The following is a 24,031-nucleotide window of genomic DNA, read 5'->3' as shown; positions in this document are numbered from 1 at the left end:
TGATGCTTTATTGTGCTAAAATCATAGAAGAGACGGATTTAAAAAGACGTCGAATGAAGTCGGAGGACAGGAAAATGAAAGAAATTGAAATGACCAAAATGGTGGAGGAAATGGATCTCCGCAACCTGACACCAGAGGTTGATATGACAGATCTTGTCATTGCCACACCGGATATCAACCGTCCTGCACTGCAGCTGACCGGTTACTATGAGCATTTTGCCAATGAGCGTGTGCAGATCATCGGTTATGTAGAGTTCACGTATCTGCAGCATCTTGAAGAGGGCGAGCGCGTCCGCGCGTTTGAAGAGTTTGTAAGCCGCAAGATCCCATGTGTCATTTTCACCACGAAGATGATTCCGGGACCGGAAATTCTGGAGCTGTGCAATCGTTATCAGGTACCGGCCTTTGCGGTAGACAAATCGACTTCCGTTTTCATGGCTGAAATCATCCGCTGGCTGAATGTCCAGCTTGCCCCGATGATCTCCATCCACGGCGTGCTGGTCGATGTATTCGGCGAGGGCGTTCTGATCATGGGCGAGAGCGGAATCGGAAAGAGCGAGGCTGCACTGGAGCTGATCAAACGAGGCCATCGTCTCGTCAGCGATGATGTGGTTGAAATCAGCCGTGTCAGCGACATTACGCTGGTCGGAACGGCACCGGATATCACGCGTCACTTTATCGAGCTGCGTGGTATCGGTATCATCGACGTCAAGACGCTGTTTGGTGTCGAGAGCGTAAAGGATACCCAGTCTATCGACCTTGTTATCAAGCTTGAAGAGTGGGACAAAGAGAAAGAATACGACCGTCTGGGCCTGGAAGAAGAGTATATTGAGTTCCTTGGAAACAAGGTTGTCTGCCATTCCCTTCCGATCCGTCCGGGCCGTAACCTGGCGATCATCGTAGAAACCGCTGCTGTCAACCACAGACAGAAGAAGATGGGCTACAATGCCGCACAGGAGCTGTACCGCCGTGTACAGGCTAACTTAGTGAAAAAAAGAGAGGAGAAGTAAGAAAATGGCAAACTATGTATTTGGAATCGATGTTGGGGGTACTTCAGTAAAATGCGGACTGTTCCAGACAGACGGAACTCTGCTGGACAAATGGGAAATCCCGACCCGCACCGAAAACGGCGGAAGCGAAATTCTGCCGGATATCGCAAAAAGCGTAAAAGCAAAAATGGGTGAGAAGGGTATCGCAGCAGATGATGTTGCCGGTGTCGGCATCGACGTACCTGGCCCGGTTAATGACAAAGGTGAGCTTTCCATCGCAGTCAACCTGAACTGGGGATATAAAAATATCGTAAAAGAGCTTTCCGACGAACTCGGCGGAATGGCAGTAAAAGCAGCAAACGACGCAAACGCAGCAGCTCTCGGTGAGATGTGGGCAGGCGGCGGAAAGGGAAGCAAGAACCTGGTTATGGTTACCCTTGGAACCGGTGTCGGCGGCGGAATCATCGTGGACGGCAAGATCGTAGCAGGTGCTCACGGCGCAGGCGGCGAGGTTGGTCATGCATGTGTTGATCCGGAAGAAGAAGCGGTCTGCAACTGCGGAAACCACGGATGCCTCGAGCAGATGACATCTGCAACCGGTATCGTTCGTCTGGCAAAGAAATATCTGGCATCCCATGATACTCCGTCTTCTTTAAGAGAAAGAGGAGAGTCCATCAGTGCAAAAGCTGTCTTTGATGCATTAAAAGAAGGCGATGCAGCAGCAGAAGCAATCGTTCAGGAGTTCTCCGCGTACCTCGGAAGAGCACTTGCAGTATTCGCATGCGTTGTTGACCCGGAAGTTATCGTAGTCGGCGGCGGTGTATCCAAAGCAGGCCAGATCCTGATCGACGGCGTAGCTAAATACTACCGTGAAGCAGCATTCATCGCATGCAAAGATACCCCGATCGTACTCGCTTCCCTTGGAAACGATGCTGGTATCTACGGCGCAGCAAAAATGCTGATTGACTAATTGATTCAGATGGAAAAAGAAGTATAGAAAAACCGGTCCTGCTGGCATATGCCAGAGGGCCGGTTTTTTGTGCATAGACTGACTGAAAAAGCTATTCGGAAGAGCCGCTCTCTTCGGACTGCGGCTGTACTTCCGATGTCTCCGCCGGGGTATCCGGTTCTGACGGTGCATCAGGGGTCTCCGGTGTGTCAGGAGTCTCCGGTGTGTCAGGAGTCTCCGGTGTATTAGAAGGCGGATCGGCAGGTGTTTCGGGCGGAGCCGGAGTTTCCTGCGGTGCCTCCGTCGGTGTCGGGGTTGCCTGCGGAGTTGATGCTGCAGAAGGGGTTCTGGTCGGCGTCGGTGTTGAGGCCGGCGCGGTGTAGTGGCCCTTGCAACGCTCGGTCGGCAGATCGGATACCGCAAAGTATTCGGTGATGGACGGGCAGCTTGAGCGGGCGAGCAGGCCGGTCTTCGTACAGATCGTTGCCTCCTGTACTGTTGCGGAAGTTTCGAAATCCATATCGGCAAGGCCTTCGTGGATTTCATTCATGACCTTTGCCCAGAGACGTTTGTGGAATTCACGGTCGCTCTCCGGAAACTCCGCGTGTGTATCATACGTTGCCCAGATGGCAGCGGTATAATATGGTGTAAAGCCTGCAAAGACGAGATCCTTGGCCTCGTTCGTCGTACCGGTTTTTCCAGCTGCGTGCATATTGTCGAGGCGGGCGGCAACACCGGTACCTTTTTCCAGAACATCCTCCATGGCATTGGTGAGGAGGGAGGCAGTGCTTGCCTTGAAGACCTGCGTTGCCTTGTTTTCTGTGTTGTCAATTAAAACATTTCCCTTGCTGTCGGTAACCTTTGTGTAGAACACCGGCTTGCGGTACTGGCCGCCGTCTGCGATTGCCGCGTAGGCTGCCGTCAGTTCGAGATCACTGACACCGTAGGTGATACCGCCGAGAGCCAGCGGCTGGATCACATCGTATTCCTCGGAGAGTTTGGAAAAACCAAGCTTCTTCAGATAATCAAAGCCGACCTTCGGCGTAAGCTCGGTCAGTACTTTGACGGCCGGGATATTGATGGAATTGATGATCGCCTGGCGGACGGTAACATCACCATGGTAGGTAAGATCCGAGTTCTGCAGCGGTGTGCCGTCGCTGTAGTTGAACGGCTCATCCTTAATTACCGTAGCGAGTGTAATCTTTCCAAGGTCGAGTGCCGGTCCGTACGCGGAAAGAATCTTGAACGTGGAACCCGGCTGGGAATAATTATCGGTTGCGCGGTTGAAGGTAAGACTTGCTGTTTTTTCGCCGCGTCCGCCGACGATCGCTTTCACGTAGCCGGTGCGCTGGTCCATAACGGTCATGCACGCCTGCGGCTGCGGGGTGAAGCTGCTGCGCTCGGCAACAATCGTATCGCCCTCCTGCATGATAGCGGCTTTGTACTGGTCGATATAGCTCTGTGCCTCCTCCTGGGAGTCAAAGAGCAGATCGAAATTCGGATCGCTGTTGCGGAAGTAGAGCTGCAGCATCTCTTTGCTGTAGTTCTGTACCTCGCCGTCTGCCTGCTCTACGGTGAGCGCCCAGTCGAGACCGATCTGCGTGTTCGCCGGGAAGTTCTCCGGATTCTGGAATTCCGTATCGAGGATTGACTGCATGTAGGAATCCTGTGTGGTATAAATTTTGAGGCCGCCGCTGTAGACAACGTTCTTTGCCTGCACTTCGGTGTAGCCTTTCTGTACCATCAGATCGTTGATCAGGTTGGTGATGACTTCATCGATAAAGTAGGAGTACGGCGCGCTCTCCGCCTGGGACTGCGTGTGCATGGCGATGCGGTCGTAAACATTGTCGTTCATGGCAATGGTGTATTCTTCTTCGGTGATGTAGCCCTGCTCTTTCATGTTGTTCAGGATCTTGTCGCGGCGCTGCTGGTTTTTCTCCGGGTGGTTTTTCGGATTATATGCCGTCGGCGCCTTTGGAATTGCGGCAAGAACGGCGCATTCAGAGAGCGTCAGATCTTTTGCATCCTTTCCGAAATACGTCTGCGCTGCCGTCTGGACACCGTAGCAGCCGGAACCTAAGTTGATCGTATTCAGATAATTTTCCAGAATAACGTCTTTGGCGTTTTCACCCTCTGCGGTCAGTGTTTTTTCCAGCTTCAGCGCCAGGTACTGTTCCTGGATCTTCCGCTTGAAGCTCTGCATCCGCGTCTCTTCCATCCAGTCAGTGAAAACATTGTTTTTTAAGAGCTGCTGTGTGATCGTGCTGGCGCCCTCGGTAAAATGAAAGCCGTGGCTGACGCCGACAACGAAAGCACGGATGATACCGCTCGGATCGATGCCGTTGTGCTCATAAAAACGGGCATCCTCAACCGCGACGATCGCGTGCTGCATATCGAGCGGAATCTCCTCAATCGAAATCGAGACACGGTTTCCCTGAGCCCCGGTCAGCTTCTGTACCTGGTTGCCGTCAGCATCGTAGATAAACGACGCGTTGCCGAGCGGCATGATATTTGCCTCCGAGATATCAGGGGCACTGTCAATCACGCCGCGGACAGCGCCGATCACAAGCCCGGTACCGCAGACGAGAACGACAAGAAGAAGACAGAACGCGATGCGCAGCGCCGTCACGCCGGCCGTCTTTTCAATCTTTCCGTAATGGGACCGCAGATCTTCACGTTTGTCTTCCAGATGACTTTTTCCAAAGTGCATATAGAAAATCCTCCTTATGTCATGTTTCTGCAAAACTGATTCAGTTCAGTAATCAATGGTGTTCCTGCCCTGCAAAAAGCAGGGTATACTTATTTTTATTATACCAAACAAAGGGCTGGAATAAAAGTATTTCTGAAAAGAATGCTGATTTTTCAGAAATGATATGGTAAGATAGGTACATATTTGGATGAAGGAGTAAGGACATATGATCGATCAGTTTCGGACGGTTTACCGGGGTGGAACCGGGGAAATCGTGGAGAAGAAATCACGTTTTATTGCGACGGTGCGTCTGGTGGAATCTGAGGAGGAGGCACTTTCCTGCCTGGAAGCTCTGCGGAAAAAATACTGGGATGCGCGGCATAACTGTTTTGTGTATATTATTGGAGAAAATCAGGAGACGGTGCGCTGCAGCGACGACGGGGAGCCTTCCGGCACGGCAGGGCGGCCGATGCTCGATGTGGTACAGGGAGCAGGCCTCCGCAATGTGCTTGTTGTGGTGACGCGGTATTTCGGCGGTACGCTGCTGGGAACGGGCGGCCTGGTGCGCGCGTACTCGCAGGCGGTGCAGGAGGGGCTGGCAAACAGTGTTCTGATTGACGAGATCTGCGGCGTGCGGCTGTTGATTGAGACGGATTACAACGGCATCGGTAAAATCCAGTATCTGCTCGGCCAGCGGGGGATTCCGATTCTGGAATCCGAGTACACCGATCAGGTGAAAATCCGCGTTCTCGTTCCGAAAACGGAGGTGGACCGTCTCTGCGCGGAGATTACCGAGGGGACGAACGGAAAGGCAAAACTGGAAAAAGAAGAGGAGCTGTACTTTGCGCAGAACGACGGAGAGCTGATCTTCGGGGATGCGCTGACGCAGTATAAGAATCTGGAGGCAGAAGAATTAGGATAAAGGAGGATGCGACATGAGGTTTCCGGAAAATCTGAAAAAGAGCGGAACGATCGGCTTTGTGGCACCATCGTTTGGATGCACAACAGAGCCATACAAGTCCGCGTTTGCAAATGCACAGAAAAAATGGAAAGAGATGGGATATCAGCTGGATCTTGGGCCAAACTGCTATGCAGAGCACGGCATCGGAATCAGCGCGGCACCGGAGGAGTGCGGAAAAGAGCTGACGGAATATTATGTCAGTGAGAAGAATGACTGTCTGATTTCCTGCGGCGGCGGAGAGCTGATGTGCGAGGATCTCGATTACGTGGATTTTGAAAAGATCAGAAAGGCACCGGCGAAATGGTATCTCGGCTATTCTGACAATACGCATTTTACGTATCTTCTGCCGACCATCTGCGATACGGCGGCTGTTTACGGTCCGTGTGCGAGTGATTTCGGCATGGAGCCGTGGCATAAATCCGTAGCGGATGCGTTTGGCGTACTGACGGGAGAAGTGCGTACCGTCCGCGGCTATGAGGGATGGGAAAGAGACGATGCGAAGGGCAGAAGCGAGGAAAATCCGTATCTGCCGTACCAGATTACAGAACCGCGCGTTCTGCGCCGCTTCCCGGATGCGGACCGTGCATTTGAGGGACGACTCATCGGCGGCTGTCTCGACTGTCTCGTCAATATTCTTGGAACGAAGTACGACGGAACGGTTGATTTTGTGGAAAAATATAAAGAGGACGGTTTTGTCTGGTTTCTGGAAGCGTGCGATCTGAACGTCTTTGCGATCCGCCGCGCAATCTGGCAGATGGAGCACGCCGGCTGGTTCCAATATGTGAAAGGCTTTCTGATTGGCCGCCCGCTGCAGTTCGGACAGAAATTCGGGGAACTCGACCAGTACCGCGCCGTGACGGATCTGCTTGGAAAATACAACGTGCCGATCGTGATGGATCTCGACATCGGACACCTTCATCCGGCGATGCCGCTGATCGTCGGAAGTTATGCGAAGGTGGCCGTGGAAGGAAATGAGATTGAAATTAAGATGGAGTGCCGTTAGAACGCTTTTGAAAAATATTTTCTCGAGCGGCAGGGCAGAGCCTGTGGGAAAATGTCTGCGCGCGTAGAAGAACTATCGGCGCATCCGGCAGATGCCGCGGAGCTTTTTGACATCGAGAATCGTGACCGTGCCGCGGGAGAGTGCGACGATGCCGTCTTTCTCGAACGACTTTAAGGTGCGGGAAACGACCTCTCTGGCACTGCCGAGGTTCCGCGCGATCTGCTCGTGCGTGGTGGAGAGCACCGGGGAACCGGTGCGGATGCGTTCATCCTCGAGATATCCGGCAAGGCGCTGGTCAAGCCGCGTAAAGAGAAGCTGGCCCATCGCCCACATGACTTCGGAAAAATGCTCCGTTGTTTCCCGGTAAATGTAGTTTTCAACGTAAATATTCTGATTCAACAGTCTGCGGAACGTGCTGGCCGGAGTGATGAGAACTTTCGTCTCCTCCTCGGCCTCAATCAGAATATCAAAGCTGATTTCCTGCATCGCACAGGAGGCAGACAGCGTGCAGACTTCGCCGGGACCGGTGGTAAACAGGGTAATTTCCCGTTGCTCGCCGGACTGGATAAAGATGCGGAGCTTGCCGGAGAGGACAAGCAGAACGCCGAGACAGTCATCGTCACAGCTGTAGAGAAAATCGCCGCGCTGATACGTCGTCAGGACGGAAGAGAGCACGAGTGTCTGCTGTTCATCGGCGGTAAGCTTTGAATAAAATGGATAATGCTCCTGAAAACAGGATTCCAGAAAAGATGACATAAATAAAACTCCTTTCGGAAGAAAAACGTTCTTTTGTAAACTACGGCAGCAGCCGTTTCTTCCATGATAGAAAAGAACGGAAAGAAATGCAAGAAAAAACGTATCGGTTTTTGTGCCGATACGTTTTTTCTTGCATTTCCAATATTACGCTGTTTATTTTACAGAGTTAATCAGTTCTTCCAGCTCCTCATAGGAAACGGCGCCGACGTTTTTCTTTACGAGCTCGCCGTTTTTGAAGAAAGCGAGGGTCGGAACGCTCATGACTTTAAAGGATCTTGCCAGCTCCGGTGCTTCGTCAACGTCTACTTTGTAGAACTGGATCTCCGGCATATCCTCAGCTGCCTCTTCGATGACCGGGGCGAGCATTTTGCACGGTCCGCACCAGGTAGCAAAGAAATCAACAACGGCAACGCCAGGTGCTGCCTGCAGAGCTTTTTCAAAGTTTTCGGATGTAACATGAATTAATGACATAATAGAAGTCCTCCTTTTTTAAAACGGGATTTTTTATTTCCCGGTAAGTGTTTTTCTGTTGTGACTGTAGAATACCACAGCAGAACGGGAAGTTCTGTGACTAAGTCACAAAATGATTTCTTATTTTTTATTTCGGTTCTTTTCCCTGGCGGAAGCATTCGATCATTTCACCGGTCAGACTGATGAGGTTCGGCGTCTCCGGAAGAGAATCGCGGTCAAACCATTCGGCAACGGAGAGTTCCTCGCGGTCGAGGGTAATGGACGGATCGCCGTCCACATCGCAGTAAAATCCGGCGAGCAGCGAGCCGCTGAAGGACCACGGCTGACTCTTATAGTATCTCAGATTTTTGACCTTTAATCCGACTTCTTCCATGACTTCACGGTGCACCGTCTGTTCCAGCGTCTCACCGACCTCGGTATAGCCGGCCACGAGGGCGTACTGGCGGTGGCTGCTGTGGGAAGGTGCGTACTTCGTGAGCAGCAGGCGGTCACCGTCGGTGATGGCAACGATGACGCTCGGGCAGATGACCGGATAGGAGAGCGCGCCGCAGGAAGGGCACTGCATCGCGCGTTCATTTCCAGGCGCATGCATCTTCGTTCCGCAGCGGCCGCAGTAGGTGTGGTCGGTGTACCAGGTGTGGATCTGGTAACCGGTGATACCGGCAAACCCGAGCCATCCCGGAACGGCGCTGCGAAGAATTAGTGTATTTTCGTATTTCCAGATGCCAAATTCCGGAAGCTGCGGACTGCGCAGTTCATAATAGTCCGTCTCATCAATGCGGAACAGAAATTTTGCCTTTTCTTTAATCTCCGGAAAAACAGCTGCAATTTCCGCAATGGAAGGGTAGCAGATCTCGGGATCTTCGAAATTGCACAGAATTGTATGATGACCGTAAATTAAAACAAGATCCGTATCGTTCGGAACAGAAGGCTGGTAATCTACATAATATTTATGCGGAGCAATGTCCTGAATCATAAGAATTCCTTTCTTTGGTAAAAAAGTTTTTGGAAAAACAAAAAACCGAAATTCCTGTGAAGAAATTTCGGTAATAAAAAGAGCGCGAGACGGGATTCGAACCCGCGACCCCAACCTTGGCAAGGTTGTACTCCACCCCTGAGCCACTCGCGCATATACATCCTTTTGGATGAAGCGGGTGATGGGAATCGAACCCACGTATCCAGCTTGGAAGGCTGGTGTTCTACCATTGAACTACACCCGCAGATGATGGGCACTGATTTTTTTTCTCTGTCTTGTTGACTGCCGTGCCTCACTGACAAAACGTATTCTACAGGAAAGCTGAGAAAAAGTCAACCCCTTTTTTGAAAAAAATTAAAAAATTTTCAAAACACTGAAAAAGGAGAAAATTCAGGGTGAAAGGGGCGTGAAAATGTCCGCAAAGATCAGCCTTGTTCCAGAACGGGAAATGTACTATAATAGAAAAACGGAAAAGCAAAAAAGGGGGAATTTCCCTATGCAGGAAAATGGAACAGAACTTCTGGTTTGCTGCACCGGTTGTCAGAGCTGTATGCCGTGCATGGTAAAAATCAACATCCCGGGTTTGTTTGCGCTTTACAACCGGACAGCGACGGAAGGCGTCGAAGCGGTTCGTGCAGAGTATGAGCGTCAGGACAAACGTGCCGATGACTGCATCAACTGTTATCGCTGTGAAAAGCAGTGCCCGCAGCACCTCGGGATCGGCATTCTGATGCAGGATATTGCGGAAACCTTCGGAGAATAGGAAAAAAGGAGCATCTGTGCAATTTAAAGAAGCATTCTAATCTTTCTATAAAATATTTTGGGAAAAACTGGACTTATCTGAAAAATTTGATATAATAGAAAGGTAGTGACAGGGAAATTTTATGCTAAAATCTGGAAAGAAGAGCCCTGTCAATTCTTATGGGAGGAAAAATACATGGATGCCATTGATTATAAGATTCTGAAGATATTGCAGAAAAATGCCCGCGAGACGGCTTCCAATATCAGCAAAGAGATTCATTTATCGGTTTCTGCAGTCATCGAGAGAATCCGTAAAATGGAAGAAACCGGAGTGATTAAAGAATACACCATTATTGTAGACGAAAAGAAAACGGGAAATGAGATGACCGCGCTGATGGAAGTCAGCCTGGAGCATCCGAAGTTCTTTGACAGTTTTGCAGATGCGATCCAGAAACTGGAGTACATCGTATCCTGCTATTATCAGACCGGAGATTTTGATTTGATTATCCGCATTTCCTGTCACTCATCCGACGAACTCGAAGAAATCCACCGCCAGGTGATGAGCCTTCCGGGCGTCGATGCGACAAGAACGCATGTAGTGCTGAAAAATGTAAAAAATATCTATTCCGCCATCCGCAGACCGGACAAATAAAAACCGGCACAGCCGGAATCTGATACGAGAGCGTGTCTGAAAATAATCCGAAAGAGTTTTCAGGCACGTTTTGGCGTCTCAGAAAAAGTACGGAAAGAAAGAAGGAAAAAAGTGAACAGATACTTACGCTGTTATGCAGAGATTTCACTCGAAGCGATCGGGCATAACATCAGAGAAGTGAAAAAAAGACTACCGGAGGGCGTGAAACTCCTTGGCGTTGTAAAAGCGAACGCCTACGGCCACGGTGCCGTTCCGGTAGCATCCTATCTGGAAAACCAGGTTGATTATTTTGCAACCGCAACCATCGAGGAGGCTGTCGAGCTCAGAGAAAACGGCATTTCCGCGCCGATCCTGATTCTCGGCTACGTGTCCCCGTCCCAGTACGGCGACCTTGTGGAATACGACATCACTCAGACGATCGACAGCTACGCACAGGCACTTGCCCTCGAAAAAGAGGCAGCACGCCAGAACCGGAAAGCAAAAGCACACCTCGCGGTCGATACCGGCATGACGCGGATCGGCTTCCAGGTGACAGAGCACGATGCGGATGAGGCGGCAAAAATCGCGGATCTTCCGCACATCGAGCTGGAAGGTATGTTTACGCATTTCTCCTGCGCCGATCAGGAAGACAAGACGTACTGTTCGATGCAGATGGAAAAATATGATAAGATGACGGCACTTTTAGCAGAGCGCGGCGTGACGATTCCGCTTCGCCATATCTGCAACTCCGCCGGAATCATGGAATTTGACGATCACCGCTTTGAGATGGTGCGTTCCGGTATCATCACCTACGGCATTTACCCATCCGAGAAGGTAAAAAAAGAGCGTCTCGATCTGATCCCGGCGCTTTCCTGGAAGAGCCATGTCATCCATGTGAAGGAAGTCGGCCCGGGCATCGGCGTCAGCTACGGTGCCACGTATGTGACCGAGAAACCGATGACACGGATCGCAACTGTTTCAGCCGGCTATGCAGACGGCTATCCGAGAGCTCTCTCGAACCAGGGCTGTGTGCTGATCCACGGGAAAAAAGCACCGATCATCGGAAGAATCTGTATGGATCAGATGATGGTGGACGTGACCGACATCCCGGATGTGCAGGTGGAGGACGTTGTAACGCTTGTCGGAACCGACGGGGATGAGACCATCACGATCGAAGAGATCGCCAACCCGGCGGCACGTTTCGATTACGAGATGCTCTGCGATATCAGCAGCCGTGTAACAAGGGTTTATAAATAGTTATCCAAAATAGAAAAATCAAAGTCTCCGAAGACGGAAAAAAGCAGAATCTGCTGACCGTTTCGGAGACTTTTTTGTGTTGGAACAGGTTTTCTGGATTATTTAACCGGTGCGGGTTGACAGGCGGTGCCGGAGTATGGTAGGATACCAATTAGTTTAGCGTAGTACAGTGATAACATGATCACGTAAAAAAGGAGAAGATTATTATGAAAAAGAAAATGGTTAGCATTTTGACAGCAGCCTTTTGTGTATCTGCCCTGCTGGCTGGCTGCGGCTTTGCAGACACAGCAAAAACATCTGCCTCATCAGCAGGAGCAGCATCCTCTTCCGCAGACGGAACGACAACCTTTACCGTGGGCTTCGATGCAGAATACCCGCCGTACGGCTACATGGACGATGAGACCGGCGATTACACCGGATTTGACCTGGAGCTCGCCGAGGCAGTCTGCGAGATTTACGGCTGGAAGCTGGTAAAAACCCCGATCAACTGGGATGCGAAAGATACCGAGCTGAATTCTGGTGCGATTGACTGCATCTGGAACGGCTTTACCATGAACGGCAGAGAGGACGATTACACCTGGTCCGATCCGTACGTGGACAACAGCCAGGTGATGGTCGTATCTGAGAATTCCGGCATCAACAGCCTGTCCGATCTGGCAGGAAAGACGGTTGGTGTGCAGGCAGCATCCGCAGCACTCGATCTTTTACAGAGTGAGGAAGAAGGCGGTCAGAAAGAACTCGCCGATACTTTCGCCGCTCTGCAGCAGTTCCCGGATTATAACAATGCGTTTGTAGAGCTTCAGGCAGGTTCCATCGATGCGGTTGCCATGGATATCGGCGTTGCCAAATATCAGCTGGAAAGCCGCGGAGAAGGATACAAAATCCTCGACGAGCACCTGAACTCTGAGAAATATGCGATCGGATTCAAAAAAGGAAATACCGAGCTCTGCGATAAAGTAAACGAAGGCCTGCAGCAGGTTCTGGCCGACGGAACATTCGACAAGCTCGCAGAAAAATACGGAATCGCAGACATGGTGTGTCTGGAGAAAAAAGGAGAGTAAAGCAGCATGAAGTTGTCCATGATTCTATCACAGCTTAGTACCGGAATGGCGGGAACGATCTCGATATTTGTCCTGACGCTCGTATTTTCCCTGCCGCTCGGTCTGCTGATCGCCTTCGGGCGTATGTCGAAAAACCGGATTGTGAGCGGAATTTTCCGGCTCTATATCTCCCTGATGCGCGGCACGCCTCTGATGCTGCAGCTCATGGTGGTTTACTTCGGACCGTTCTATCTGTTCGGTATGAACATCGGAAAATGGCGCTTTCCGGCGATTATCACCGGATTTGCCTTAAACTACGGCGCCTATTTTGCAGAAATCTACCGCTCCGGCATCGTTTCGATGGATCGTGGACAGTACGAGGCAGCAAAGCTTCTTGGTTATTCGAAGGGACAGACGTTTGTCCGCATTATTCTGCCGCAGGTTGTGAAACGGATTCTGCCGGCGATCACCAATGAGGTGATTACGCTGGTCAAGGATACGTCGCTGGCCTTTTCCATTTCCTATGTGGAAATGTTCACGATCGCAAAACAGATCGCGGCGGCCAAGACCACGATGGTTCCGTTCGTCGCCGCCGGTATTTTCTACTACATCTTCAACTTTGTCGTGGCGTGGGTGATGGAACTTTTGGAAAAGAAATTTTCTTATTATCATTAACTATAGAAGAGAGCGGAAAACGATATGATTTATCTGGAAATGAACCATGTAAGAAAGAGCTTTGGGGATCTCGAAGTGTTAAAAGATATTTCCCTCAAAGTAGAAGAGGGCGAGGTGCTCTCGATCATCGGCCCGTCGGGATCGGGAAAATCGACGCTGCTGCGGTGTGCGGCGATGCTGGAGACGATGGATGGCGGTGACCTGACGTATCTTGGCGAGCAGGCAGTCACCATGCAAAATGGAAAATCCGTTTATGCAAAGCCGGCCGTGCTGCGGAAAATTCAGGAAAACTTTGGAATGGTATTCCAGAGCTTCCACCTGTTTCCACATTATGATGTGATGAAAAACCTCTGCGATGCGCCGATTCATGTGCAGAAACGCAACCGTGCGGAGGTGGAAGCACAGGCAGAAGAGCTGCTGCAGAAAATGGGGCTCACAGGAAAAGAAAAGGCGTATCCGTGTCAGCTTTCCGGCGGTCAGTGTCAGAGGGTTGCGATTGCGCGCGCGCTGATGCTGAATCCGAAGGTGCTCTTTTTTGATGAGCCGACTTCGGCGCTCGACCCGGAGCTGACAGGCGAGGTGCTGAAGGTCATCAAATCTCTTGCGGAGATGAATATGACCATGGTGATCGTTACCCACGAGATGAATTTTGCCCGGGAGATTTCCAACCGCGTCATCTTTATGGAACAGGGCGTGATCGCCGTGGAAGGAACGCCGGACGAAGTCTTCGATTCCGAAAATGCCAGAATGCAGGGCTTTTTGGGAAAATTTCGTGAGAAGTAACGACGTTGCACTTGCCTAAAAAAACAACATGCGTTATACTAGAGCGTGGTTGAAACGTATTTCAAACACGCTCTTTATACGTCCCATTCTGTTTTTGGGAATGAAAAAGAGCGGGGATAAAAGAGAAACCGAATACACATTTTGACAAGAAAAGGAGAATCGTGTCTATGAGCGGAACTGACAGATATGTAAGCCCTCTTTCCGAACGTTATGCAAGCAAGGAGATGCAGTACATCTTCTCCCCGGATATGAAATTCCGTACCTGGAGAAAGTTATGGATTGCGCTGGCTGAGACAGAAAAAGAACTGGGACTTTCTATTACAGATGAGCAGATCGAAGAACTGAAAGCAAATGCCGAGAACATCAACTACGATGTGGCAAAAGAAAGAGAGAAAGTCTGCCGTCATGACGTAATGTCCCATGTGTATGCCTACGGCGTACAGTGTCCGAAAGCAAAAGGAATCATCCATCTGGGAGCAACCAGCTGCTACGTAGGCGACAATACCGATATCATTGTCATGAACGAAGCCTTAAAGCTGGTGAAGAAAAAACTGGTGAACGTTATCGCTGAGCTGGCAAAATTTGCGGATACCTACAAAGACCAGCCGACCCTTGCCTTCACCCACTTCCAGCCGGCACAGCCGACCACCGTCGGAAAACGTGCAACCCTGTGGATGCAGGAGTTCTTAATGGACCTTGAAGATCTCGAGTATGTACAGAGCACCTTAAAGCTGCTCGGCTCCAAAGGAACAACAGGCACACAGGCAAGCTTTTTAGAGCTGTTCGAAGGAGATCAGGAGACCATCGACAAGATCGATCCGATGATCGCTGAGAAAATGGGCTTCAAGAACTGCTATCCTGTTTCCGGACAGACGTATTCCAGAAAAGTCGATACGAGAGTATTAAACGTTCTGGCAGGCATTGCGGCAAGCGCAACGAAATTCTCCAACGATATCCGTCTTCTGCAGCACTTAAAAGAAGTCGAGGAACCGTTCGAGAAAGGACAGATCGGATCTTCCGCCATGGCATATAAGAGAAATCCGATGAGAAGCGAGCGTATCGCATCCCTGTCCCGTTATGTGATCACCGATGCATTAAATCCGGCCATCACCTCTTCTGTACAGTGGTTTGAGAGAACCCTCGATGACTCTGCAAACAAGAGACTTTCCATTCCGGAAGGCTTCCTTGCCATCGACGGTATCCTGGATCTGTGCATGAACGTCGTAGACGGACTTGTGGTTTATCCAAAGGTTATCTTAAAACACATGATGGCAGAGCTTCCGTTTATGGCAACTGAGAATATCATGATGGATGCGGTAAAAGCAGGCGGCGACCGTCAGGAGCTGCATGAGAGAATCCGCGAGCTGTCCATGATCGCCGGAAAACATGTCAAAGAGGAAGGCCGCGATAATGATCTTCTGGATCTGATCGCAGCGGATGAGATGTTCCATCTGACCAAAGAAGAGCTGGAAAAGACGATGGATCCGTCCAAATACACAGGCCGCGCATCCGTACAGGTTGACGCATTCCTGAAGAACGTAGTTAATCCGGTGCTTGAGGCAAACAAAGAGGCACTTGGCATGACTGCGGAAATCAACGTCTGATGCGTTTGATAAACAGAAATAATAAAAAAACAAATTTTATAAGTAATAATAAGTTTTACTTATGAAGAAAACATGGTATACTATGCATGAACGGCCGAAACAAAGAGGCCGCAAGTATACGTTGAATTAGGAGGATGTCACATGATTAAGGCAGTAGTAGGAGCAAACTGGGGAGACGAGGGAAAAGGTAAGATTACCGATATGCTCGCAAAAGAGGCAGACATTATTGTCCGTTTCCAGGGTGGTGCGAATGCAGGCCATACCATTGTAAACAACTATGGAAAGTTTGCACTTCATACCCTTCCATCCGGCGTATTTTACAGCCACACAACAAGCGTAATCGGAAACGGTGTTGCACTCAATATTCCGGTTCTGATCAAAGAGTTAAATGAGATCGTTTCGAAGGGAGTGCCGGCACCGAAGATCAAAATTTCCGACCGTGCACAGATGGTAATGCCGTACCACATCCTGTTCGATCAGTATGAGGAAGAGCGTCTGGGCGGAAAATCCTTTGGTTCCACCAAATCCGGTATCGCTCCGTTCTACTCAGATAAATATGCAAAAATCGGTTTCCAGGTAAACGAGTTGTTCGACGATGAGCACCTGAAAGAGAAACTGAAATCCGTATGCGAAACCAAGAACATTCTGCTCGAGCATCTGTATCACAAACCGCAGTTAAATCCGGATGAGATCTATGCAGAGCTGATGGAATACAAAAAAATGGTTGAGCCATACGTATGCGATACTTCCGCATTCCTGTGGAACGCGATTCAGGAAGGCAAGGAGATCCTGCTTGAGGGTCAGCTTGGTTCCTTAAAAGACCCGGATCACGGAATTTACCCGATGGTAACTTCTTCTTCCACACTGGCCGGCTACGGCGCAGTAGGAGCAGGTGTTCCGCCATATGAAATCAAGAAAATCGTAACCGTATGCAAAGCTTACTCCAGCGCAGTAGGAGCAGGTGCTTTCGTTTCCGAGATCTTCGGCGATGAGGCAGATGAGCTCAGAAGACGCGGCGGAGACGGCGGAGAGTTCGGTGCAACCACAGGCCGCCCGAGACGTATGGGATGGTTCGACTGTGTTGCTTCCCGTTACGGCTGCAGAATGCAGGGTACCACCGATGTAGCGTTCACCGTACTTGACGTACTTGGCTATCTGGATGAGATTCCGGTCTGCACAGCATACGAAGTAGACGGAAAAGAAATCCACGATTTCCCGAACACCAGCATTCTTGAGAAAGCAAAACCGGTGCTGAAAACGCTTCCGGGCTGGAAATGCGATATCCGCGGCATCAAGAAATATGAGGATCTGCCGGAAAACTGCAGAAACTACATCGAGTTTGTAGAGAAAGAAATCGGATTCCCGATCACCATGATCTCCAACGGGCCGGGAAGAGACGATATCATTTACCGCAACAAATAATTCAGGCGGTTTTTAGAGGATTTTTATGAAAAAAGCAGGACAGCTTCTCGCAGTTCTGACAGCGGCTTCCGTGCTGCTGTCGGGCTGTGAGAAGTTAAAAGATGTGACAACGACATCTGTCTATGTGAGCAAAAATGGTGTTGTGACAGAAGCTATTGTGGAAGATTACAGCAAAGACGATGATTACACGGAAGACGAACTGAAGGTCTTTGTGGAGGATGACATCAAAAAATTCACAGAGGAGCGCGGCGATGCGGATTCCGTGAAGCTGGAAAAATGCCAGATCAAAGAGGACAAGGTGGAGATCCGGATGGAATACGGAGATTACCAGTCTTACGCGGATTATCACGGAGCAGAATTTTTCGCAGGCACGCTGGATGAGGCAGAAGAAGCGGGATATGATTTTTCCGCTTCCTTTGTCGATTCTAAAGGCAATGAGGTTTCAGTCGAAGATGCGGTCAAAGGCGTTAAGCATGTACGCGTGATTGTCTGCGAGGAGCCGCTGGAAATCGTAACGGAAGATCCGGTGCTCTGCGTTTCCGGTACAGCCGTGATCAAAGGAAAAAACACGGTGGATACGGCCGGCGAGTGGACCACAAAGTCCACAGAGAGTGATTCTGCGTCATCATCAGAGCAGACTAAGACAGAAGAAACAGAGCAGGAATATGAGCAGGACGTTCTTCTTGCCAGTCCTGTTATTGTTGTTTATGGTAAGTAAACAAATAAAATAGAGGAGTAACTAACTATGGAAAAGACAATGGACAAAATTGTGGCAGTAGCAAAATCCAGAGGTTTTGTATATCCGGGTTCCGAAATTTACGGCGGCCTGGCAAATACCTGGGATTACGGCCCGCTCGGTGTTGAGCTGAAAAACAACGTGAAAAAAGCATGGTGGCAGAAATTCGTGATGGAGAGCCCGCACAACGTAGGTGTTGACTGCGCGATCCTGATGAACCCGCAGACATGGGTAGCTTCCGGTCATCTCGGCGGATTTTCCGATCCTCTGATGGACTGTAAAGAGTGCCACGAGCGTTTCCGTGCAGACAAGCTGATCGAAGACTTCTGCGAGGAAAAAGGCATTGAAATCGAAGGCGGCAGTGTAGACGCATGGTCCCAGGAAGAGATGAAGAACTTCATCGAGGAGCATCAGATTCCGTGTCCGTCCTGCGGAAAACATAATTTTACCGATATCCGTCAGTTCAACCTGATGTTCAAAACCTTCCAGGGTGTTACAGAGGATGCGAAGAACACCGTATATCTTCGTCCGGAGACTGCACAGGGTATCTTCGTAAACTTCAAAAACGTACAGCGTACTTCCAGAAAGAAAATTCCGTTCGGAATCGGTCAGATCGGTAAATCTTTCCGTAACGAGATTACACCGGGTAACTTCACCTTCCGTACCCGTGAGTTCGAGCAGATGGAGCTGGAGTTCTTCTGCGAGCCTGGCACCGATCTTGACTGGTTCCAGTACTGGAGAGGCTTCTGCATCAACTGGCTGAAGAGCCTCGGCATGAAAGACGAAGAGATGCGTGCAAGAGACCATTCTCCGGAAGAGCTGTGCTTCTACAGCAAGGGAACAACCGATATCGAGTTCCTGTTCCCGTTCGGATGGGGCGAGCTGTGGGGAATCGCAGACCGTACCGATTACGACCTGACTCAGCATCAGAATGTATCCGGACAGGATATGACCTATTTCGATCCAGAGAAGAACGAGAAATACATCCCGTATGTTATCGAGCCGTCTCTTGGTGCTGACCGTGTCGTTCTGGCATTCCTGTGCAGCGCTTATGACGAGGAAGTTCTCGACGCAGAGAAGAATGATGTTCGTACCGTGATGCATTTCCATCCGGCACTGGCACCGGTAAAAATCGGTGTGCTTCCGCTTTCCAAGAAGCTGAACGAGGGCGCTGAGAAAGTCTTTGCAGAGCTGTCCAAGAAATACAACTGCGAGTTTGATGACCGTGGAAATATCGGAAAACGGTATCGCCGTCAGGATGAGATCGGTACTCCGTACTGCATCACCTACGACTTCGATTCCGAGACCGATGGTGCTGTTACCGTCCGTGACCGTGACACCATGGAGCAGGAGAGAATTAAAATTGAGGATCTCGATGCTTACTTTGCAGATAAATTTACTTTCTAATCTGGCTTTTTAGTCCGGAAAAAGAGTAGAAAAAAAGGATTCCCACTCGAGGGAATCCTTTTTTGTATACTTTGTATTACTCAATAATCGTACCTGTTTTTCCCTGGAATCCGGCGAGTGCGGAATCAATGGAAGTGATGACTGCGGTACGGCCGATGCCTTTCTCGAGGAAAGAAACAGCTGCTTCCATCTTCGGCAGCATGGAGTTTTCTCCGAACTGGCCTTCTGCGATGTATTTCTTCGCGTCAGCAACGGTGATGTGCTCCAGCGGTTTTTCGTCCGGGGTACCGTAGTTGATGGAAACGTTTTCCACGCTGGTCAGGATCATCAGCATGTCTGCGTTCAGCATTTCTGCCATCAGGCCGCTGGTGAGGTCTTTTTCGATGACTGCGGATGCACCCTTTAACTCTTCATTCTGTGGGAGAACCGGGATTCCGCCGCCGCCTGCTGCGATGACAACCTGTCCGGCATCGAGAAGAAGACGGATGGAGTCGATCTCTACGATATCCTGCGGCTTCGGAGCAGCAACGATTCGGCGGTAGCCGTCCTCGGTTTTCGTTACGTAGTTTCCTTTTTCTTCCTCTGCGTCAGCCTCCTCTTTGGTAAGCGTACGGCCGATCAGTTTGACCGGATTGTTGAAGGCATCGTCGTACGGATCTACTTCAACCTGTGTAAGAATCGTGGATGTGGTTTTGAAGATTCCCCTGCGGAGAAGCTCAGCACGGATGGCGTTCTGCAGGTCGTAGCCGATGTAGCCTTCGCTCATAGCGGAGCAGACAGACATCGGGGCTGCGCTGTAGTCGGTGTGCATTTTGCCGAATTCATTCATCGCCATGTGGATCATGCCGACCTGCGGCGCATTGCTGTGGGTGATGACAACATCAGCGCCGGCAGCAACGAGATCTGCGATTACTTTTGCGGAACGTTTTACGGCTGCTTTCTGTTCCGGCAGCGTCGTTCCAAGAGCTTTGTGTCCCAGTGCAACAACTATTTTTTTTCTTTTCATTGGAAGATACCTCTCTTTGCAGTTCATAGATTTTGATACGAAAAAACCAGGCATCAATATAGAACTATTATAAAGTTTATGGAGGCAAAAATCAAGAAGAAACCGACATTGCGCACATTGAAATGTTTTTCGGACTATGGTATTCTATAAAAGTATCTGAGTCGTAGGGATTTGAAACGTGAAAGGGAGGTCCCGGCATGAAAAACATGCGCACGTTACAAAAACGGATCGCATATCAGCTCCAGCAGGGCAGTCTGGATGCGGAAGTTACAGGAATCACATGCGACAGCAGAAAAGTACAGCCGCAGAACGTGTTTGTCTGCATCCGCGGAAACAGGATGGACGGGCACGTATATGCAGAAGAAGCAGTCGAGAGGGGCGCTGCTGTTCTGGTTGCGGAGCGGGAACTGGAAGGGATTCCGGAAAAGGTAACCGTACTCGTAGTAAAGGACAGCAGAGAAGCACTCGCACAGCTTTCCTGTGCCTGGGAGGACGATCCGGCGCAGCACCTTGTGACAATCGGAGTGACCGGCACGAAGGGAAAGACGACGACTGCATATATGATTTACGAAATCCTGCGAAAAGCAGGGATACGCGCAGGACTCATCGGAACGATCGAGACGAGGATCGGGGAAAAAAGCATTCCGTCAGAAAATACAACGCCGGAGCCTGTTGTGCTGCAGAAGCTGTTTTCTGAAATGATGCGGGAGGGCTGCACCCATGTTGTGATGGAGGTTTCCTCGCAGGCGGAAAAACAGCACCGGTGTGATGGAATTACGTTTGATTACGGTGTGTTCACCAACATTGGAAACGACCACATCGGCGCCGGGGAGCATGCATCGTTTGCAGAATATCTGTCCTGCAAAAAGAAGCTGCTTCGCACCTGCAGAACCGGAATTGTAAACCGGGATGACAAAAGGTTTCCGGAGATCATAAGGCAGAGCACCTGCCGTCTGGTGACATTCGGATGCAGGGAAAAAGCTGATTTTATGGCAGCAGATGCAGCACTCGATCAGGCGCCCGGCGTGCTCGGTGTCTCATACCGGGTGCAGGGCGCAGCGGATTTTCCGGTACGGGTAGATCTGCCGGGTCTGTTTTCCGTTTCCAACTCGCTTGCCGCCATTGCGGTCTGCGCGCAGATGGGAATCCCGGAAAAGGCGATGCAGGAGGCACTTTCCGCAGTCCGCGTCCGTGGGCGGTGTGAGGCAGTTCCGGTGTATCCGGAAATGACGCTTCTCATTGACTACGCACACAATGCGATGAGCCTCGAAAGCCTGTTAAAGACACTGCGGAAGTACCATCCGAAGCGCCTGATCTGTCTCTTCGGCTGCGGCGGAAACCGCGCGCGGGACCGGAGATTCCAGATGGGAGAGGTGTCGGGGCGTCTGGCGGATCTGACCGTCATCACCTCGGACAATCCGCGGGATGAGGAACCACAGGCGATTCTGGACGATATCCGGACGGGAATCGGGAAAACAGAAGGCGCTTTCGTTGAGATTGCAGACCGTAAGGAGGCGATCCGGTATGTGATCGAAAACCGGCAGCCGGGCGATCTCGTGGTGCTCGCGGGAAAAGGCCACGAAACGTATCAGATCCGGAAGGGGAAACGGTACGAGATGGATGAGCGCGTGCTGATCCGGGAAATACTGGAAGAAAGTAAGGGGAATGTATGAGCAGCGTTTACGCTGATGTAATCGTAGACATCACAAATGAAAAACTGGACCGGACCTTTCAGTACAAGGTTCCGCCGGAACTGACAGGGGAGATCAGTCCGGGAACGGCGGTACAGATTCCGTTTGGAAACGGAAACCGCACGATCACCGGCTATGTGCTTTCCGTCGGAAACGAGCCGAAATATCCGCAGGACCGGATGAAGGCCATCCTCGCGGTACAAAAGGATGCGGCGACCGTAGAGACGAAGCTCATCGCGCTCGCCGCGTGGATGCGTCATACGTACGGATCGACGATGATCCAGGCGTTAAAGACGGTGCTTCCAGTCAAAGTAAAGGCGCGCGGGAAAGAAACCCGCGAAATTGCGCTTCTTGCAGATCCTGCGAGATGTGAGGAGCTGCTGGAAAACTACAGAAAGAAAAATTATAAAGCGAGAATCCGTCTCTTAAACGCGCTGCTGGCCCAGCCGGTTCTTCCAGGGCCGGTTGTGAGCAAGAAACTGAAAATCACGGCAGATACGCTGCACGTGATGGAAGAGCAGGGCGTGTTGGAAATCCGCCGTACGAGCACCTGGAGAAATCCGGTATCTGATGCGGCAGGAAGAACAACTGCGGGAAAACCAAACGAACAGCAGCAGGCCGTGGTGGACGGCATTCGAAAGGAATGGGAAGGACAGAACCGCCCCTGCCTGATCCGCGGTGTGACGGGAAGCGGCAAAACGCTCGTCTATATGGAGCTGATGGAGCGAGTGCTCTCAGAAGGAAAACAGGTGATCGTGTTGATCCCGGAGATTGCGCTGACGTATCAGAACGTGGAGCGGTTCTGCGCACGGTTTGGAACAAGGGTCACGGTGGTCAACTCGCGGATGACACCGTCCGAGCGCGCCGACCAGATGGAGCGCGCGCGGCGCGGGGAGGTCAGTATTATGATCGGTCCGCGTTCCGCACTCTTTGCACCGTTTCCGGATCTGGGGCTGATCGTAATCGATGAGGAGCATGAAACCTCCTATAAAAGTGAAGTGACGCCGCGCTACCATGCAAGGGAGACCGCCGTGCGCCGCGCCGGGCTGGAGCATGCCCATGTGGTGATGGGTTCGGCAACGCCGTCGGTGGATGCTTCTTACGCCTGCGAGACGGGAGCGTACGCGCTGTTCCGGATGGATGCGCGGTACGGAAATGCAGCACTTCCGTCCGTATGGATCGCGGATATGCGGGAAGAATTACAGATGGGAAACCGTTCGATTCTGTCCGGAAAACTGCGGGAAGAGATCGAAAAACGGCTTGAAAAAAAGGAACAGGTTGTACTGTTTCTGAACCGCAGAGGCTATGCGGGCTTCGTCTCGTGCCGTGCATGCGGCCATGTGATGAAATGCCCGCACTGCGATGTATCACTGACAGCACACAATAACGGAAAGCTCGTCTGCCATTACTGCGGTTATGAAACACCGCAGGTACATGCGTGCCCGTCGTGCGGTTCCCCGTACATCGGCGGCTTCCGTGCCGGCACACAGCAGATCGAGCAAAACGTGAAAAAGCTGTTTCCAAAGGCACGCGTTCTTAGGATGGACGGCGACACGACAAAAACGAAAAACAGTTATGAAGAAATCCTGTCCTCATTTGCGGCGGGGAAGGCCGATATCCTGATTGGAACCCAGATGATCGTAAAAGGCCACGATTTCCCGAATGTCACGCTGGTGGGAGCGCTGGCGGCGGATCTCTCCCTGAATGCAGTCGATTACCGTGCCGGGGAGCGTACGTTCCAGCTGCTGACGCAGGCAGTCGGCCGCGCCGGAAGAGGCGAAAAGCCGGGAATGGCAGTCATTCAGACGTACCATCCCGAACATTACAGCATTCAGACGGCGGCAGAGCAGGATTACGGGACATTTTACGAGAAAGAAATGGACTACCGCCGTCTGATGGGATATCCCCCGGCGGCGGAGCTTCTGGCGATCCACGGAGCCGGGGAGGATGAAGCGCATCTGACGCAGGCGATGGAATACATTCGCAGATATCTCATCCGCATCCGGGGAAACCGCGAAGTCCAGATCATCGGCCCGGCAAGTGAGGCAGTGTCGAAAATCAATGACCTGTACCGCATGGCCGTGTATGTACGCGCGCCGCAGGAAGAGGTGCTGGCAGGGCTGCGGGAAAAACTGGAGCGGTATATCGAGATTAACAAAGGCTTCCGTACCGTTTATTTACAGTTTGACTTCAGCAGAAAGTATTAGTTTTTTCATACTGTTTACACATAGATTATTTATAATA

21 protein-coding genes and 2 tRNA genes are annotated in these 24,031 nt (G+C 50.9%); 16 read left to right on the top strand and 7 right to left on the bottom strand.

What is annotated here, in order from left to right; genetic code table 11:
* Nucleotides 1-74: 74 nt before the first annotated feature.
* Together hprK and DWX26_RS08530 are read left to right on the top strand one after the other, a co-directional pair.
* The gene (gene hprK / locus DWX26_RS08535) at nucleotides 75-1,010 is read left to right on the top strand and encodes an HPr(Ser) kinase/phosphatase (RefSeq protein WP_055219751.1); all 936 of its coding nucleotides are present in this window, start codon (nucleotides 75-77) and stop codon (nucleotides 1,008-1,010) included.
* Nucleotides 1,011-1,014: 4 nt separating this feature from the next.
* Nucleotides 1,015-1,959 (top strand): ROK family glucokinase, encoded by a 945-nt coding sequence (locus DWX26_RS08530; RefSeq protein ID WP_118601225.1) that lies wholly within the window; start codon nucleotides 1,015-1,017, stop codon nucleotides 1,957-1,959.
* Between the two features lie 91 nt (nucleotides 1,960-2,050).
* Here the strand turns inward: DWX26_RS08530 and DWX26_RS08525 are convergent, their stop codons facing one another.
* Entirely contained in the window at nucleotides 2,051-4,648 is a 2,598-nt protein-coding gene (locus DWX26_RS08525; protein ID WP_118601224.1) for a transglycosylase domain-containing protein, read from the bottom strand.
* 205 nt (nucleotides 4,649-4,853) lie between these two features.
* Here DWX26_RS08525 and DWX26_RS08520 point away from each other — a divergent pair, with 205 nt between their 5' ends.
* Together DWX26_RS08520 and DWX26_RS08515 are read left to right on the top strand one after the other, a co-directional pair.
* Complete coding sequence (locus tag DWX26_RS08520) at nucleotides 4,854-5,549, top strand: YigZ family protein (protein WP_022463129.1); 696 nt, start codon at nucleotides 4,854-4,856, stop codon at nucleotides 5,547-5,549.
* Nucleotides 5,550-5,562: 13 nt separating this feature from the next.
* Complete coding sequence (locus DWX26_RS08515; RefSeq protein WP_055265801.1) at nucleotides 5,563-6,591, top strand: S66 family peptidase; 1,029 nt, start codon at nucleotides 5,563-5,565, stop codon at nucleotides 6,589-6,591.
* 72 nt (nucleotides 6,592-6,663) lie between these two features.
* On the opposite strand, the gene DWX26_RS08510 is transcribed toward DWX26_RS08515, so the two are convergent.
* The 5 genes from DWX26_RS08510 to DWX26_RS08490 form a co-directional block, all read right to left on the bottom strand.
* Nucleotides 6,664-7,347, bottom strand: coding sequence for a Crp/Fnr family transcriptional regulator (locus tag DWX26_RS08510; protein WP_117509659.1), 684 nt, complete (start codon nucleotides 7,345-7,347; stop codon nucleotides 6,664-6,666).
* A 153-nt stretch (nucleotides 7,348-7,500) separates the two neighbouring features.
* Nucleotides 7,501-7,818 carry a thioredoxin gene (trxA, locus tag DWX26_RS08505; RefSeq protein ID WP_117509658.1) on the bottom strand — a complete coding sequence of 106 codons (318 nt, stop codon included), beginning with the start codon at nucleotides 7,816-7,818 and terminating at the stop codon, nucleotides 7,501-7,503.
* Nucleotides 7,819-7,945: 127 nt separating this feature from the next.
* The gene (nudC, locus tag DWX26_RS08500; RefSeq protein ID WP_117509657.1) at nucleotides 7,946-8,794 is read right to left on the bottom strand and encodes an NAD(+) diphosphatase; all 849 of its coding nucleotides are present in this window, start codon (nucleotides 8,792-8,794) and stop codon (nucleotides 7,946-7,948) included.
* An 81-nt stretch (nucleotides 8,795-8,875) separates the two neighbouring features.
* Nucleotides 8,876-8,947: transfer RNA gene (locus DWX26_RS08495), tRNA-Gly, on the bottom strand.
* 20 nt (nucleotides 8,948-8,967) lie between these two features.
* Nucleotides 8,968-9,038, bottom strand: a tRNA-Gly gene (locus DWX26_RS08490).
* 252 nt (nucleotides 9,039-9,290) lie between these two features.
* Between DWX26_RS08490 and DWX26_RS08485 the strand changes: the two genes are divergently transcribed.
* From DWX26_RS08485 to DWX26_RS08440, 10 genes are all read left to right on the top strand, one after another.
* Entirely contained in the window at nucleotides 9,291-9,557 is a 267-nt protein-coding gene (locus DWX26_RS08485; RefSeq protein ID WP_158554987.1) for a 4Fe-4S dicluster domain-containing protein, read from the top strand.
* Between the two features lie 174 nt (nucleotides 9,558-9,731).
* Complete coding sequence (locus DWX26_RS08480) at nucleotides 9,732-10,187, top strand: Lrp/AsnC family transcriptional regulator (protein ID WP_022463135.1); 456 nt, start codon at nucleotides 9,732-9,734, stop codon at nucleotides 10,185-10,187.
* 111 nt (nucleotides 10,188-10,298) lie between these two features.
* Nucleotides 10,299-11,423, top strand: a complete 1,125-nt coding sequence (gene alr / locus DWX26_RS08475) for an alanine racemase (RefSeq protein WP_117509656.1) — start codon at nucleotides 10,299-10,301, stop codon at nucleotides 11,421-11,423.
* A gap of 206 nt (nucleotides 11,424-11,629) precedes the next feature.
* Nucleotides 11,630-12,484 carry an amino acid ABC transporter substrate-binding protein gene (locus DWX26_RS08470; RefSeq protein WP_117509655.1) on the top strand — a complete coding sequence of 285 codons (855 nt, stop codon included), beginning with the start codon at nucleotides 11,630-11,632 and terminating at the stop codon, nucleotides 12,482-12,484.
* A gap of 6 nt (nucleotides 12,485-12,490) precedes the next feature.
* Nucleotides 12,491-13,138 (top strand): amino acid ABC transporter permease, encoded by a 648-nt coding sequence (locus tag DWX26_RS08465; protein ID WP_022463138.1) that lies wholly within the window; start codon nucleotides 12,491-12,493, stop codon nucleotides 13,136-13,138.
* A gap of 24 nt (nucleotides 13,139-13,162) precedes the next feature.
* Nucleotides 13,163-13,921, top strand: coding sequence for an amino acid ABC transporter ATP-binding protein (locus tag DWX26_RS08460; protein WP_117760494.1), 759 nt, complete (start codon nucleotides 13,163-13,165; stop codon nucleotides 13,919-13,921).
* A gap of 167 nt (nucleotides 13,922-14,088) precedes the next feature.
* Nucleotides 14,089-15,525, top strand: a complete 1,437-nt coding sequence (gene purB, locus DWX26_RS08455) for an adenylosuccinate lyase (protein WP_117760493.1) — start codon at nucleotides 14,089-14,091, stop codon at nucleotides 15,523-15,525.
* Nucleotides 15,526-15,666: 141 nt separating this feature from the next.
* Nucleotides 15,667-16,947 carry an adenylosuccinate synthase gene (locus tag DWX26_RS08450; protein WP_055265795.1) on the top strand — a complete coding sequence of 427 codons (1,281 nt, stop codon included), beginning with the start codon at nucleotides 15,667-15,669 and terminating at the stop codon, nucleotides 16,945-16,947.
* Between the two features lie 25 nt (nucleotides 16,948-16,972).
* Entirely contained in the window at nucleotides 16,973-17,665 is a 693-nt protein-coding gene (locus DWX26_RS08445; RefSeq protein ID WP_117509654.1) for a hypothetical protein, read from the top strand.
* Nucleotides 17,666-17,692: 27 nt separating this feature from the next.
* Nucleotides 17,693-19,090 (top strand): glycine--tRNA ligase, encoded by a 1,398-nt coding sequence (locus DWX26_RS08440; RefSeq protein ID WP_055265793.1) that lies wholly within the window; start codon nucleotides 17,693-17,695, stop codon nucleotides 19,088-19,090.
* A 76-nt stretch (nucleotides 19,091-19,166) separates the two neighbouring features.
* On the opposite strand, the gene arcC is transcribed toward DWX26_RS08440, so the two are convergent.
* A complete protein-coding gene (gene arcC, locus DWX26_RS08435) occupies nucleotides 19,167-20,096 on the bottom strand; it encodes a carbamate kinase (protein WP_022463144.1) in 930 nt (309 codons plus the stop codon).
* Nucleotides 20,097-20,293: 197 nt separating this feature from the next.
* Here arcC and DWX26_RS08430 point away from each other — a divergent pair, with 197 nt between their 5' ends.
* Nucleotides 20,294-21,769, top strand: coding sequence for a UDP-N-acetylmuramoyl-L-alanyl-D-glutamate--2,6-diaminopimelate ligase (locus DWX26_RS08430; protein ID WP_117760492.1), 1,476 nt, complete (start codon nucleotides 20,294-20,296; stop codon nucleotides 21,767-21,769).
* Entirely contained in the window at nucleotides 21,766-23,994 is a 2,229-nt protein-coding gene (gene priA / locus DWX26_RS08425; RefSeq protein WP_117760491.1) for a replication restart helicase PriA, read from the top strand. Before DWX26_RS08430 ends, priA begins: the two co-directional genes overlap by 4 nt.
* Nucleotides 23,995-24,031 lie beyond the last annotated feature (37 nt).

The organism is Blautia sp. AF19-1, assembly GCF_003479155.1.
In the GTDB taxonomy this organism is placed as follows: Bacteria; Bacillota; Clostridia; order Lachnospirales; family Lachnospiraceae; genus Fusicatenibacter; species Fusicatenibacter saccharivorans.
Note: the sequence above shows the minus strand (reverse complement) of the source record. Positions and strands in the feature narration are given on the sequence as shown.